Below are 13,991 nucleotides of genomic sequence, written 5' to 3'. Positions count from 1 at the left end.
GGGGGCAGCGCTCTTCCGTCCGGGGGGTCGACGGGGCGCCTCATATCAGGCCGCGCCAACGTTTGAAGATTGGACAGAGAGTTCGCAGTGTTACTCCGGCTCTGGATTTACACGAGCACGGAGCACCGCTACTGGGCGAGCAGGCGAGCCTGCGCTCAGACCCTTCCGAACAGCCCCTTGAGCCAGCCCATGATGCCCTTCTGTTTCGGCGCTGGAACAACGGCTGGCGTCGCGTGTGAGGGCGACGGCGCCTGGGTGGTTCCGCGTGCGGGCGTGTGCTTCGGCGCGGCAGGTGCCGCGGACACGACGTTGTTCGTCGCGGCGGCCACGGGCTTCACGGGAGCCGAGGGACCGGTGGCCACCGCACCGGCATGGGGCGAGGCCGCGGGAGCGCTGTCCGTTTCGAGCCGCGACAGCTTCGCCTTCACGGACTCCGGTGTGTCGCGCGTGGAGAAGGTGCTCGACACCTCGCGGCCGGTGGAGCCCTCACGCGCCGTTACCTTCAGCAGCGACTCGTTGTTCACCTCGAAGGTGACGGAGACCTGCACCGCGCCGCGCGGCCGCTTCGGCAGTCCCGCGAGCTTCAGCGTGCCCAGGTACTCGTTGGCCGCCGCCTTGTCCGAGTCGCCCTGGAACACCGTGAGCTCCAGCTCCGTCTGCTCGTCGCGGTGGGTCGTGAGGGTGTAGCTCTTGGTCGACGGCAGGGACGTGTTGCGGTCCATCACCGGCTTGAAGCGCCCGCCCGGCAGCCCCACGCCAATGGCCATGGGCAGCACGTCGATGAGCACCACGCCCTCGAGCTGTCCCAGGCTGTGCGCCAGCAGCGCCGCGCCCAGGGCCACGGCCTCGTCCGGGTGCACGCCCTTGCTGGGCGGCTTGCCGAAGAACTTCGTGATCTTCTCGTGCACCAGCGGGAAGCGGCTCTGCCCACCGACGAGGATGACCTCGTCCACGTCCTTGGGCCCCAGCCCCTTCGCCTTGAGCACCTCGTCGCAGACCTGGACGGTGCGGTCGACGAGCCCCTCGGTCAGCTCGATGAGCTTCGAGCGCGTCAGCGTGACGTCGAGGTCATACGGCTTGTCGTCGATCATCGTCACGAAGGCCACGTGCACCCGCATCTCCGTGCGCTCGGAGAGGGCGCACTTGGCGCGCTCGGCCGCGTCGTTGATGCGCTGCATGGCCACGCGGTCACCCTGGAAGGGGCGGCCCGTCTTCTTCTGGAACTCCTCCAGGAGGAACGCGACGATGGCGTTGTCGAAGTCGAGCCCGCCGAGGAACGTGTCGCCGCCGGTGGAGATGACCTCGTAGACGTTGTCGTTCAGCTCCAGCACGGACGCGTCGAACGTGCCGCCGCCCAGGTCGTACACCAGCACGCGCTGGTTCAGCTTGCGCCCGTAGCCGTACGCCAGCGCCGCCGCGGTGGGCTCGTTGAGGATGCGCTCCACGTACAGGCCGGCCAGCTTGCCGGCCTCGCGCACCGCGTGGCGCTGGTTGTCGTTGTAGTACGCGGGGACGGTGATGACCGCGCGGGACACCGGCTGCCCGAGCTGGTTCTGCGCCACCTCGCGCACCTCGCGGAGGATGAGCGCGGAGATCTGCTGGAGCGTGTAGACGCGATCTCCCAGCTTCACGCCCGCGTCGCCGTTCTCCCCGGGGCTGATCTCGTAGTGGAAGCGGTCCTTGATGTGCTCGACGACGGGCGACGCATAGGCCCGGCCCACCAGTCGCTTCGCGCCGTACACCGTCTGCCGCGGGTTGGTGAGCATCTGCCCCTTGGCGGGGTGGCCCACGACCAGCTTGCCGCGCGTGTTGACGGCGATGATGGAGGGCACCGTGTTGTGGCCCTCGCGGCTGGGCAGCACTCCGGGCTTCCCCTTGCGCACATAGGCCGCGCAGGAGTTCGTCGTCCCCAGGTCGATGCCGATGACGAGCCCCGTCCGCTTGGGCTCCTCCGTGTTCAGCTCCAGCGCGGAGTCCGTCATCATGACGGGACTCGCGGCCGGCGTTCCGGCCACAGCCCCATCGCCCGGAGCCGGGACGGGCGCCGGGGATGCGCCCGCCGGTGCGGCGGGAGCCGGGGCAGGGGAGGGAGCGGCAACCGGAGCGGCCGTCGGAGGTGGGACGGTGTAGTCGGCCGCTCCCACGCCATGGGGCACGGGCGGTACGTTCGACTGGGCGTGCGGCATCGCCACGACGGCCGAGTCCAGGAAGCGCCGGGTGTGCGGATCCACGTTCAGGAAGCGCAGGCCCATGCCCGTGACGCCCTGACCGCCCTGACCGGTGACGAAGTGGACGACGGCGGAGGCGAAGATGATCCGCTCTCCGCTCGCCAGCTTCAGGTCGAGCGTGACGACGGTGCCCGGCGGCTTCACCGCGCGGGCGCGCAGGTAGATGCCGCCGCGGGTGACATTGTTTCCGTACTTCGCCAGGAACTCTTCGGGCGTCGCGAAGGGCAGCTTCACGACCAGCCCGACCGCTGCCTGATTCGATTCCGTCAAAGCGGGTTCCTGAGACGAAGAGGGGGAAAACCCTACTGATTATCGCCCGAACTCCGAGGGAACGGGCGTCAAAAAGACAACCCTTCCGTGTTGCGCACCGACAGCGTACCTCGTATGGAACCGCACCCGCAGGCGCTGGTGCCCGGCGGGTATTTCAAGCCCCGGGAGCGCCGCTCATGCTGAACCCCGATATCCGGCTCGCCCTCACCTTCGATGACGTCCTGCTGGTTCCGGCCGAGAGCTCGGTCGTCCCCAAGGACGTCGACCTGACGACCCGGCTCACCCGCAACATCCGCCTGAACATCCCCCTGCTGTCCGCCGCCATGGACACGGTAACGGAGTCCCGTACCGCCATCGCCATGGCCCAGGAGGGCGGGATTGGCGTCATCCACAAGAACATGACGCCCGAGCAACAGGCGCTCGAGGTGCTCAAGGTCAAGAAGTTCGAGAGCGGCATGGTGGTGGACCCCGTCACCATCGACCCCGAGGCTCCGCTGGGCCGCGCGCTGGAGCTGATGCGCCAGCACGGCGTGTCCGGCATCCCCGTGGTCAAGGGCCGGCGCCTGGTGGGCATCGTCACCAGCCGTGACGTGCGCTTCGAGACCAACTTCACCCAGAAGGTGGAGGCGATGATGACGCGCAAGCTCGTCACCGGCCGCGAGGGCATCAGCCAGGAAGATGCCCAGAAGCTGCTGCACGAGCACCGCATCGAGAAGCTCCTCATCGTCAACGAGGACTTCGAGCTCAAGGGCCTCATCACCATCAAGGACATCGAGAAGCGCCGCACCAACCCGAACGCGGCCAAGGACGCCAAGGGGCGCCTGCTGTGCGCCGCCGCCGTGGGCGTGTCCGCGGACCGCGAGGCCCGGCTCGACGCGCTCATCAAGGCCGGTGTGGACGTCATCGTCGTGGACACCGCGCACGGACACTCCAAGGGCGTGTTGGAGGGCGTGCGTGACACGCGGAAGAACTTCCGCGGGTTCGACCTCATCGCCGGCAACGTGGCCACCGCCGAGGCCACCCACGCGCTCATCCAGGCGGGTGTGGACGCGGTGAAGGTGGGCATCGGCCCCGGCTCCATCTGCACCACCCGCGTGGTGGCTGGCGTGGGTGTGCCGCAGATCACCGCGGTGGACGACTGCGTCCGCGAGGCGGAGAAGCACGGCATCCCCATCATCTCCGACGGCGGCATCAAGTACTCGGGCGACATCGTCAAGGCGCTCGCCGCGGGGGCCAGCACGGTGATGATCGGCTCGCTCTTCGCCGGCACCGAGGAGGCCCCCGGCGACGTCATCCTGTACCAGGGCCGCAGCTACAAGAGCTACCGCGGCATGGGCAGCATGGGGGCCATGAAGCAGGGCGCGAAGGACCGCTACTTCCAGGCGGACGTGGAGGCCGTGAAGCTGGTGCCCGAGGGCATCGAAGGCCGCGTCCCCTACAAGGGCACGCTGGCCATGAACGTCCACCAGATGCTGGGCGGCATCCGCAGCGGCATGGGCTACGTGGGCTGCGGCACCATCGACCAGCTGCGCACCCAGGCCACCTTCGTGCGAATCACGTCCGCCGGGCTCAAGGAGAGCCACGTGCACGACGTCATCATCACGGAAGAGGCCCCGAACTACCGCGTGGAGTAGCGCGGCCCCGGGCCACGAGGGTGCCCCATTCCCGGGCGGCCCTCGCGGCTCAAGTGGCGGAACGAAAAAGGGCCCACGCCACACGGCGGGGCCCTTTTTGTTGGAACGAAAGCGGGCTCGCGGACTACTTGCCCCGCTTGCGGCCACCCGTCGTCGTGGCGGGCTCCTCGGAGGCGGGCGCCGACGCGGGGGCCACCTTCTTCTCCGCGTTGGCCACGCGCGTGAGCAGCGAGTCCTTGTCGTCCGGCTCCAGCGTCTCAATCGCCTGGCGCAGGGTGTTGAAGTCGAGCCGGGCGATGGTGACGGTGTTGCCGCCCTTGATTTCCTGGACGGTGGGCACGTCCACCAGCTCGCGGATGTAGGTCTCGAACTCCACGCGCACGTCGGCGGTCTGCTGGATGCAGGTGTCCTTGGCGTTGACGAGCTGCTGGCTGCCCTCGCGGTAGCTCAGGTCCGGGTTGCGGCTCATCGCCTCCTCGAAGGTGGTGGTGCGCTTGCGGAGCGAGGAGTACAGCTCGATGTAGTCCACCAGACGGTCCGTCTCCGGACGATTCACGTTGCGCGCCTTGCCGAGCGCGTCGGTGGTGTCGTCACAGGTGAGCTTCTGGAGCTCGGCGGCACCGGGCGTGTCCTTCACCGCCAGGTTCTGGGTCTCGCGGTCCAACCGCTCGTCCGAGGTGATCTCCTTCACGCAACCGGAGGCGGACAGGAGGAGCAGCGTCACAGCAGTAGGGGCGGACAGGCGGCGGAGCATCCAGACCTCGAACAATTGAAGGTACTTGGGCGTTGATTTCCCGAAGTTTGTAGCGATAAGGGCCCCCAGCCGTCAACGACGCCCCCTTGGAGACCCCCGGTGGACCTGCACGCCGAGAAGATCCTGATCCTCGATTTCGGGAGTCAGTACACGCAGCTCATCGCCCGGCGCGTCCGGGAGCTGGGTGTGTATTGTGAGATCCACCGCCCGGACCTCCCGGCGGAGGACATCCGCCGCTTCGCTCCGCGCGGCATCATCCTCTCCGGAGGGCCGGCGTCCGTGGAAGCGCCCGGTTCCCCGCGCTGTGACCCGTTCGTCTTCGAGGCAGGGGTGCCCGTGCTGGGCATCTGCTACGGCCTCCAGCTCATCGCCAAGCTGCTCGGCGGCCGCATCGACCGGGGCGCCCACCGGGAGTTCGGCAACGCGGAGGTGGAGGTGCTCGCCCGCCGCGGCCCCTTCGCCGAGTTCAACGTGGGCGACCGGGTGCAGGTGTGGATGAGCCACGGCGACCGGGTGGACGAGCTACCCGCCGGCTTCGAGGCCATCGGCCGGAGCGGCAACTCGCCGTTCGCCGCCACCGCCCATGCGAGCAAGCCCTTCTACGGCTTCCAGTTCCACCCGGAGGTGGTCCACACGCCGCAGGGCAAGGCGATGCTGCGCGCCTTCCTGTTCACCGACTGCAAGGTGACGGGCTCGTGGACGATGAAGGGCTTCATCGACGAGGCGGTGGAGACCATCCGCCGCCAGGTCGGTGAGCACGGCCGGGTCATCTGCGCGCTGTCGGGCGGCGTGGACAGCTCCGTGGCGGCGCTGCTGCTGCACCGGGCCATCGGCCCGCGCCTGCAGTGCATCTTCGTGGACAACGGGGTGTTGCGGCAGGGCGAGCGCGCCCAGGTGGAGGCGCTCTTCGTGGACCGCTTCCACGTGCCCCTGAAGACGGTGGATGCGCGGGCCCGCTTCCTGGAGAAGCTCGCCGGCGTCACGGACCCGGAGAAGAAGCGGAAGATCATCGGCCGCGAGTTCATCGCCGTGTTCGAGGAGGCGTCCCGCGACATCCAGGACGCGGAGTTCCTCGCGCAGGGCACGCTCTACCCGGACGTCATCGAGTCCGTCTCGTACAAGGGCCCGTCCGTCACCATCAAGAGCCACCACAACGTGGGCGGCCTGCCGGAGACGATGAAGCTCAAGCTGGTGGAGCCGCTGCGCGAGCTGTTCAAGGACGAGGTCCGCGCCCTGGGCCGCGAGCTGGGGCTGCCGGACGAGATGGTGTCCCGCCAGCCGTTCCCCGGCCCGGGCCTGGCCATCCGCGTGCTCGGCGAAGTCACGGAGGCCCGGCTGGACCTGGTGCGGCGCGCGGACGCCATCGTCCAGGAGGAGATTCGCGCCGCCGGCCTCTACAAGGAAGTCTGGCAGGCCTTCGCCGTGCTGCTGCCCGTGCAGAGCGTGGGCGTCATGGGCGACGAGCGCACCTACGAGTCCACCTGCGTGCTCCGCGCCGTCACCAGCGTGGACGGCATGACGGCGGACTGGGCCCGGCTGCCGTTCCCCGTCCTGGAGCGCATCTCCACGCGCATCACCAACGAGGTGCGCGGCATCAACCGCGTCGCCTACGACATCTCCTCCAAGCCGCCCGCGACGATTGAGTGGGAGTGAGCGGGCAGTAGGGCGAGGGTAGGGCGCACAAGCAAAGAGGCTGCCCGGTTTCGCTCCGGGCAGCCTCTTCTTGCTTCAGGGCCCGGGAGTGTTGTCCCGGGCCCCTCTCAAGCGGCGGTGGGAATCACCCCGCCGGGTTGGTCTTCACGGGCGGCACCTTGGTGCTGCCGGGGCGCAGCTCCTCGAGGACGCGGGTGGCGCCGTAGACCTTCTGCAGCGCCTCGATGATGGCGTCGCTGTGGACGGCCACCGTGCGGTTCACGTTCTCGTCGAAGCCGTACTCGCCACCGAGCGACTGGATGTTGCCGTCGAACACGAGGCCGACGATCTCGCCGTCCTTGTTGATCATGGGCGAGCCGGAGTTGCCGCCGATGATGTCGTTGGTGGTGACGAAGTTCATGCCCGTCGTGCCGGTCAGGATCTTCTGGGACTTCAGCCAGGACTGCGGCAGGGCGAACGGGTCCTCACCGGTGTGGCGCTCGAAGGTGCCGGCCATCTGGGTGATGGGCGCCACCTGCTTGCCGTCCTCCATGTAGCCCTTCACCGAGCCGTAGGACAGGCGCGGGCTGAAGGTGGCGTCGGGGTACTGGTTGGTGCCGTAGACCTCGAACTTCGCCTTGGCGATGAGCTCGCTGTTCTTGCGGACGACGGCCTCGATGTTCTCCTCGTAGTTCTTGCGAACCGCGCGGGCATCCGGGTCCACCAGCTTCGCCAGCTCGATCATCGGGTCCTTGGAGGCGTCCACGGCGGCCTTGCCACCGTCGAACAGGGCCTGGCGCGCCTTCACGTCACGCAGCTTGCTGCCCTTGACCACGCGGGTGGCCAGCGTCTCCGGGGACTCCTTGCCGAGCACCTTCTTCACGAACGGGTGGTCGGCGCCCAGCTCCTCGCGCATCTTGGTGAGGCCGAAGGTGAGGCGGGCAATCTCCAGGTCCGGGTAGATGGGAGCGGGGCTGAGCAGCTGGGCCTTGAGGGCGGGCAGGCCGGCCTGGCTGAACTCACGCAGGCGCTGGCCGTTGTCCTTGGGAAGCTCCTCGGAGGCGCGCAGCAGCGTGCGGGCAATCTGGAACGTCGTGGAGGACAGGCCCTGGCCCTGCTCCATGAAGCCCAGCTCCTTGCGGATGTTGGCGAGCTGCTCCTGGGCCTTGGCGATCTCGTCCCACGCCGCGCCGTACTTCTTCTTCATCTCCGGGTTGGCGTCGACCTTCTTGCGCAGGTCCTGCTCCGCGGCGACCTTCTGCGCGAAGAACTTCTTGTCCAGCAGCGCCTCGTGCCGGCCCTTGCTGGCCTTGAGGCCGTTCTCCACGCCGAACAGCATGTTGTTGGAGATGCGCTTCTGCTCGGGGCCGCGCCTCTGGAACTCCGTCACCAGGCCGCGCATCTCGGAGAGGAACATGAGCGTCTTGGGCAGGACGACGTCACGCTGCAGCTCCAGCTCGGCGATGGTCAGCCCGCGCGAGGTGCGGCCGGGGTTGCCGGACACGAAGGTGAGCTCACCCTCCTTGGCGCCGTGCTCGGACCACTTGAAGTACGTGTCCTTGGTGTTGGCCGGCTTGCCGTCCTGGTAGACGCGCACGAAGGACATGTCCAGGTCGTAGCGGGGGAACTCGAAGTTGTCCGGGTCGCCGCCGAAGAAGGCGATGGCGTGCTCGGGGGCCATCACCAGGCGCACGTCCTGGAAGCGGCGGTACTTGTACAGGTTGTACTTGCCGCCCTGGTACAGCGTGACGACGTCGCAGCGCACCTTGGCGTCACCGGCGGAACAGGTCTGCTCCAGCTCGGACATCTTCCCCTTGAGGGTGTCCGCGTACTGCTTGCCGGACAGGCCCTGGGTGGCCTTGTTCAGCGTCTCGGTGACGTCGGTGATGCTCTCCAGCTGGTTGATCTCCATGGCCGGGCACTGCTTCTCCTCGGCCTGCGTCTTCGCGTAGAAGCCGTTGGCGATGTAGTCCTTCTTCGCCGTGGAGAGCTGCTCGATGCAGCCGCGGGCACAGTGGTGGTTGGTCATCACCAGGCCGTCCGGGGACACGAAGCTGGCCGAGCAGCCCCCCGCGAGCCGCGCCGAGGACAGGCGCACCTTGTCGAGCCACTGCTGCGTCGGCTCGAAGCCGAACTTCTCCTTCACCTTCGCGGCGGGGAAGTTGTTGTAGGTCCACATTCCCTCGTCGGCCAGCGCGGGCGCCGCACCAAGGAGGGTGGCAATCACGAACAAGCGCTTCATGAACAGGTCCTTTCCAGAACCGGGGGGACGGCCGCGTTCTGCGGGAACCCCCTGGCTGGGTCAAGCCGGTAAAAAGCCGGGAATAATTCCCGGCGCACGGAACAGGCGAGCGGTCATTCGATTCCACGCCGCCGCACAGAGGCGCTACGTCGGTTTCCCTCGGTAATTGCGCAGTCACACTGCGAATTCCGGGCCCGGGAAGTAACAGCCGAGACGGACCGGTAAAGTCGCGATACGGCGTGCTGGCAGGGCGCGGACAAGCAACCTGACGGGGCTGGTGCGGTGCGTCGTGCGTCGGTTCTGGGATCAGCGTGTCCGGACCTGGGAAGGCCACTCAACCGGAGGACAGCGAGATGGAGATGACGAAGCGACCCTATGTGATCTGCCACATGGTGCCCTCGGTGGACGGGCGCATCGTGGTGAAGGGCTGGGAGCTGCCGAAGGCCGCGTACGCCGAATATGAGCAGACGGCCGAGATCTTCGACGCGGATGGGTGGATCATCGGCCGGGTCTCCATGGAGCCGTACGCTGGGAAGTCGAAGGTCCCCAGGCGCAAGGGCGGGCAGCCGATTCCTCGGACGGACTTCATCGCGCGCAGGGACGCGGAGTCCTACGCGATTGCACTGGACCCGTCCGGCAAGCTCACCTGGAAGTCGGCGTCGATTGACGAGGAGCACGTCATCACGGTGCTGACCGAGGCGGTATCGGATGACTACCTGGCGTTCCTGCAGGCGCGTGGCGTCTCGTACGTGTTCGGCGGCAAGGAGCGCCTGAGCCTGCCGAGGGTGCTCCAGAAGCTCCGGAAGGAGTTCGGCATCAAGACGCTGCTCCTCGAGGGCGGAGGGAAGATCAACGGCTCGTTCCTGGCCGCCGACCTGGTCGATGAACTGAGCATCCTGTTCGCGCCGGTCGCGGACGGGGGCGTGGGAACGCCGTCGCTGTTCGATGCGAAGGCTGGCAGGGGCCCGGCGCGGAACCTCAAGCTGCTGTCCGTGGAGCGGCGCAAGGGCGACCTGCTGTGGGCCCGCTACAAGGTGAAGCGGTAGGCGGCTGGCAGCGGCTCGCGAGACGGAACCGGGGGCTCGGAGCCGGCTCCGTTCCGGAGGTTCTGGAGGCGGGGGAAGGCCCGTGGAGTCGGCCTGGAGCACGGGATTTGGAACCCCAGGTTGCCCATGCGCTTAGTTTACATAACGCATGTTATCAGACGTTCCGACAGAGGGAGACCAGGGGTGTTCGGGCGCGTTCTGGAGCCTGTTCCCGGCCCTCTGGCCCGCCGTGTTCCACGCCCGGCACTTCGCCTGAGGCTCGCCTGCCTGCACGGCACTCCGTGCTTTCCGGAGCCCGCTCACGCGCATACCGTGACCGGCCCATGCGCTTCCTTCGATTCGGCCTGGCTGCCGTCACCTGCTGCGGCGCCCTCGTGCTGGCTGGCTGCCCCGACAAGCCGGCGGCGACGTCCGATGCCGGCACCACCGAGGCCGCCCAGGTCCCCTCGGCGCCTCCGCCCGCCCGGTTCTCGCTGACCTACCAGTCCCCGGATGCAGGCCTGGCCGAGATCTCCCTCGCGCCGGATGAAAAGCCGCTGATCGAGCCCACGTCGGCGCTCGAATTGCGCAGCTCGGTGGGCCTCCGGAACTACCGGGTCCGGCTCTTCGACGAGGCCGAGCGCGCCATGGTCTCCGATGATGACGTCGAGGAATCCGATGCCGGGCTCGTGTACCGCATCAACCTGCCGCAGCCCCTGAAGACGGGCTTCGAGTACACGCTGGTCGTCGACGCCCAGACCGGCTCGGGCTTCACCGACGCCCTGGGCCGCGACGTCGAAGAACTCCGGGCCCCGTTCCAGGTCGCTGGCGAAAAGGAAAAGCCGGCACCTCCGCCTCCGCCGGCCAAGAAGAAGAAACGCAAGTAGCCCGGCCGTGCGGCTCCTGGCACCAGGAATGTTCTTCCTGCGCCCATGAACCCAAAAGAATGTTCTTTGACGCCCTTCCAGGTCCGGAGAATGTTCTTTTGCCCGAAAGAATGTTCTTTGACGCGTCCGGGCTCCCTCCAGGAATGTTCCTGGGCGCCCTGCCAGCAATCCGCCGTTCAGCGCTCCGCCATCGGAGGCAGGCCCAGCGCACTCTGCAGCTCGCGCAGCTTCGCCTGGATGGTCCGCATGTTCTCCGGCCCCATGCGCAGCAGGTGCTTCTGGGCCCGGCTCAGGCCTTCCAGCTCCGGCGAGGCATACGCGTAGAGGGCGCCCTGCGGCTTCACCTCCACGGGCCCTTCCTGCACCGGAACCACCAGCAGGTGCTGGATGGCCTGGCTGAACGTCCTGTCGAAAGGCTGGCCCGGCGGCGCGATCTCCCGGTGGGCCTGGTCAATCAGCGGCTTCAGCTCCCGGTACACGCTGCCCGCGGCCTGCGCGTCCAGCGAGCCGAACACCCGGGCCACCGTGTCGTAGCGCCCGTAGCTCTTCGGGTCGATGACCGTCGTCGCCCTGTCGACCTGGGAGACCGCGAAACCACCGGCCGGAGCGAGGAACCCCAGGACCATCCGCGGGCTGGCGCCCTCGGCCACGTTGTTCACCGCCGCCGTGAAGCGCCGGACCAGGTCCTTCTCCTGGAGCCACTTCGCGAACTCGGGCTCGGTCGAAAGCCGGCCCATCAAATCCCGGACGCGACCATCGCTCTCCGGCAGCGACACTTCTTCCACCGGCGGCGCTGCGGGCCCCGCGTCAACCACGGGCGCGCTGACCACCTCGGGCGCGCGAATCTGCCGCCGGAGTCCGTAGTACGAGGCCACCAGGGCCAGACCGCCCAGCAGGAGGACGACGGCCAGCGTCTTCGCCCGGGAGCCCCGTGGAGGCTCCGAGGGCGGCGTCGGCGAGGTTCCTGCGGGCGTCGGATTCATCGGGTCGCTCATGCATTCCTCCGTCGTGGGCCCCAGAACCTACAAACGGGCCCCCGGCGCATTCCACCGGACCGGGCCCGCGATGGCGGGCACTGCACATCGCGAGCGTCTTCGAGCCCGTCGTAGCTCAACGTGTTCGGGCTGTGGGGGTGCCCTCAGCGGGCACGCGTCATGATTCCGCCCTGCTCCATCAACCCGAACAGGTCCAGGAGCGCCTCCACGGGGAAGGCGTGGCCGTACTCGGCATAGGCCGCCTCGCGGATGTCCTCCACGGAGCGCCTGCCGTCGGCGTAACTCAAGATGGCATCGGGCAGTTGGTAGAAGCGCAGCTCGTCCTCCCCGCGCTCCCGCAGGGCGGTGGTCGCGGCGGTCATGACGGCCTGCACAGCGGCCACCCGGGGCTGGGCCTCGGGGCTGGCCTTGCCCGCCACCTCGTCGAAGGAGGCCAGCTCCTGTCCCTTCACGCGGCGCGGGATGAAGGCCCGTGCCCGGCGTTCGGCCTCGGTGGGGGTGGGCTCCCGCAGGGACGCGCCGCGCGCCTTGCCGTCCGCCTCCAGGCGCTTCAGTGCCTGGGCCTCGGTGGCCTCGAGCGCTTTGGCCATGGCCTGCACCGGCGCGGCGGGCGCCCCCAGGGGAAGGCAGGAGCGCAGGGCCTCGCGCTCGCGTTGGTAGCCGGCGCGCACCACGGCGCGGGCCAGGCGGTAGGCGCCGGGCAGCTCCGCGGCGGGGACCGAGGCCAGGTCGCGGCGGGCGCTGAACTCGTCCTCCGCCACGCGCCGAACGCCGTGCACCGACACCAGGCGCGCCAGCTCCAGCGCGCCCGTGCCCTCGGCCCAGGCGGCGACGGTGACCGAGGCCAGGCCCGCGAAGGCGGCGCGGTGCAGCTGGGTGGGGTCCACGTTCTCCGGCCGGTCGCCGCTGGTGTGGTAGCCGTCGTCGGGCCAGGTGGAGAAGGCCACGCCCGGGATGCCGTGGTCGTTGAAGAGCTGGTGGTCCGACCCTCGGCTGTAGCGCTCCATGTGGACGTCCAGCGGGTCCTGAGAGCCGGTGACGGAGCCGATGCGGAAGTCCTTTCGCGGCGGGTAGGCCACACCGTTGAAGCGGTTCATGAAGTCCACCGTGGACTCGGAGACAGCGTTCACGAAGCTGGCGTTCCAGTCCGGCGTGTAGGTCGCCATGAAGCGCGAGTGCGTGCGGGTCAGGCTCGCGCCGAGCATGTCGAAGTTGAAGTTGGCCACCCGCCGCACCGGGTCATCGGCGTGGTGGGAGAACCAGTCCCGGGTGCCATCGAACTCCGGCAGCCACAGCACGCGAACGGTGCGCACCGGTGGCGGCAGCACGCCACGGCGGATGAGCGTGGTGTAGGTGCGCACCATCTCCAGCAGGGTGGCCGCCCCCGAGGCATTGTCGTCGGCCCCGGGCTTGTAGTGGTCCAGGTGGGCGGTGAGGACGACCTCCTCTCCGGCGCGGGTGCCGGGGATGACGCCGCTGACGATGCTGTAGTGCCCCTCGAAGGTCTCGGTGGCGACGCTCACGTCCACCTTCACCGGGCCCGTCTGCAGCTGAGCGCGCAGCTCGCGCCCCTGGCGGTCCGAGACCATGAACACGAAGGGCAACGGTGTGCCCGGCGGCAGCAGCGCCGATGAGACGCGCGCCCAGCCCACCTGGTCCGGGAAGTCGCCGTCCATGCGGTGGGGGGCATTCCAGGGCGGCGTCGTGTAGGACGAGATCACGCCCACGGCGCCGCGCTCGCCCACCGCCTTGCGCACGGCGAAACCCGGAGGGCCGCGGGTGATGACCACCTTGCCCTTCAATTCCCTGCCTACGTAGTCCGCGTCCTGCATGCCGGTGCCCACGTCGACCAATTCCAGGCCCGTGCCCTCGAAGCTGCCGCTGCCCGCCGGCAGGGACATGGGCAGGTCGGCGTAGGAGGTGACCTTGTGCCGGTGGGGACTGGCCACCCACAGCTCGCCATGGCTGGCGCGCCACTGGGGGCCGTCCTTCATCGCCTCCAGGCGCACTTCCTGAAGTCCCGCGGCCTCGGCGGCGGCCTTCATCCACCCGGCTGCCTCGGCGTAGCCCCCCTGGGTGTCCCGGGCGAGGAGGGAGATCCGCTGCACGTTGTCGTGGATGCGGTCGCCGGAGCTCTCCTGGATGAGGGCGCGCACCACCTCGTCCCGCAGCACCAGTCCGGTGGTGGGCGACACGGGGCCCAGCGGGGACGTGGGGGACTGGGCGGCGGCGCTGAGCGCGGCGAGGACGACGAGGGATGCGAAGGGACGCAAGCGGGTGCGCATGCGGGCTCTTTACTTCGTCGGGAGCGAAGAAGCGGCACC

At 68.7% G+C, this 13,991-nt stretch carries 9 protein-coding genes; 4 read left to right on the top strand and 5 right to left on the bottom strand.

Features of this window, described 5'->3' with window-relative positions; all coding sequences use genetic code 11:
- Window positions 1-155 precede the first annotated feature (155 nt).
- Window positions 156-2,498, bottom strand: coding sequence for a TIGR02266 family protein (locus tag OV427_RS46115; RefSeq protein WP_267862612.1), 2,343 nt, complete (start codon window positions 2,496-2,498; stop codon window positions 156-158).
- A 176-nt stretch (window positions 2,499-2,674) separates the two neighbouring features.
- Here OV427_RS46115 and guaB point away from each other — a divergent pair, with 176 nt between their 5' ends.
- On the top strand, window positions 2,675-4,132 hold the full coding sequence (gene guaB / locus OV427_RS46110) for an IMP dehydrogenase (protein WP_267862611.1): 1,458 nt from the start codon (window positions 2,675-2,677) through the stop codon (window positions 4,130-4,132).
- 124 nt (window positions 4,133-4,256) lie between these two features.
- Here the strand turns inward: guaB and OV427_RS46105 are convergent, their stop codons facing one another.
- The gene (locus OV427_RS46105; protein WP_267862610.1) at window positions 4,257-4,886 is read right to left on the bottom strand and encodes a hypothetical protein; all 630 of its coding nucleotides are present in this window, start codon (window positions 4,884-4,886) and stop codon (window positions 4,257-4,259) included.
- A 99-nt stretch (window positions 4,887-4,985) separates the two neighbouring features.
- Between OV427_RS46105 and guaA the strand changes: the two genes are divergently transcribed.
- A complete protein-coding gene (gene guaA, locus OV427_RS46100) occupies window positions 4,986-6,539 on the top strand; it encodes a glutamine-hydrolyzing GMP synthase (RefSeq protein WP_267862609.1) in 1,554 nt (517 codons plus the stop codon).
- A gap of 124 nt (window positions 6,540-6,663) precedes the next feature.
- On the opposite strand, the gene OV427_RS46095 is transcribed toward guaA, so the two are convergent.
- Entirely contained in the window at window positions 6,664-8,760 is a 2,097-nt protein-coding gene (locus OV427_RS46095) for a S46 family peptidase (protein WP_267862608.1), read from the bottom strand.
- Between the two features lie 353 nt (window positions 8,761-9,113).
- On the opposite strand from OV427_RS46095, the gene OV427_RS46090 reads away from it, so the two are divergent.
- Window positions 9,114-9,806: a RibD family protein gene (locus OV427_RS46090; protein ID WP_267862607.1), complete on the top strand. Its 693-nt coding sequence runs from the start codon at window positions 9,114-9,116 to the stop codon at window positions 9,804-9,806.
- Window positions 9,807-10,129: 323 nt separating this feature from the next.
- The gene (locus tag OV427_RS46085) at window positions 10,130-10,672 is read left to right on the top strand and encodes a hypothetical protein (RefSeq protein WP_267862606.1); all 543 of its coding nucleotides are present in this window, start codon (window positions 10,130-10,132) and stop codon (window positions 10,670-10,672) included.
- Window positions 10,673-10,848: 176 nt separating this feature from the next.
- On the opposite strand, the gene OV427_RS46080 is transcribed toward OV427_RS46085, so the two are convergent.
- Together OV427_RS46080 and OV427_RS46075 are read right to left on the bottom strand one after the other, a co-directional pair.
- Entirely contained in the window at window positions 10,849-11,667 is an 819-nt protein-coding gene (locus OV427_RS46080; RefSeq protein WP_267862605.1) for a DUF3014 domain-containing protein, read from the bottom strand.
- Window positions 11,668-11,810: 143 nt separating this feature from the next.
- Complete coding sequence (locus OV427_RS46075) at window positions 11,811-13,952, bottom strand: M28 family peptidase (RefSeq protein WP_267862604.1); 2,142 nt, start codon at window positions 13,950-13,952, stop codon at window positions 11,811-11,813.
- Window positions 13,953-13,991 lie beyond the last annotated feature (39 nt).

Source organism: Pyxidicoccus sp. MSG2 (assembly GCF_026626705.1).
Classification (GTDB): Bacteria; Myxococcota; Myxococcia; order Myxococcales; family Myxococcaceae; genus Myxococcus.
Note: the sequence above shows the minus strand (reverse complement) of the source record. Positions and strands in the feature narration are given on the sequence as shown.

Bases quoted from the DNA above. Each gene is read 5' to 3' on its own strand.
- OV427_RS46075 (WP_267862604.1), bottom strand. From the start codon at position 13,952: ATGCGCACCCGCTTGCGTCCCTTCGCATCCCTCGTCGTCCTCGCCGCG.
- OV427_RS46085 (WP_267862606.1), top strand. From the start codon at position 10,130: ATGCGCTTCCTTCGATTCGGCCTGGCTGCCGTCACCTGCTGCGGCGCC.
- OV427_RS46105 (WP_267862610.1), bottom strand. From the start codon at position 4,886: ATGCTCCGCCGCCTGTCCGCCCCTACTGCTGTGACGCTGCTCCTCCTG.
- OV427_RS46090 (WP_267862607.1), top strand. From the start codon at position 9,114: ATGGAGATGACGAAGCGACCCTATGTGATCTGCCACATGGTGCCCTCG.
- OV427_RS46095 (WP_267862608.1), bottom strand. From the start codon at position 8,760: ATGAAGCGCTTGTTCGTGATTGCCACCCTCCTTGGTGCGGCGCCCGCG.
- OV427_RS46080 (WP_267862605.1), bottom strand. From the start codon at position 11,667: ATGAGCGACCCGATGAATCCGACGCCCGCAGGAACCTCGCCGACGCCG.
- guaB (WP_267862611.1), top strand. From the start codon at position 2,675: ATGCTGAACCCCGATATCCGGCTCGCCCTCACCTTCGATGACGTCCTG.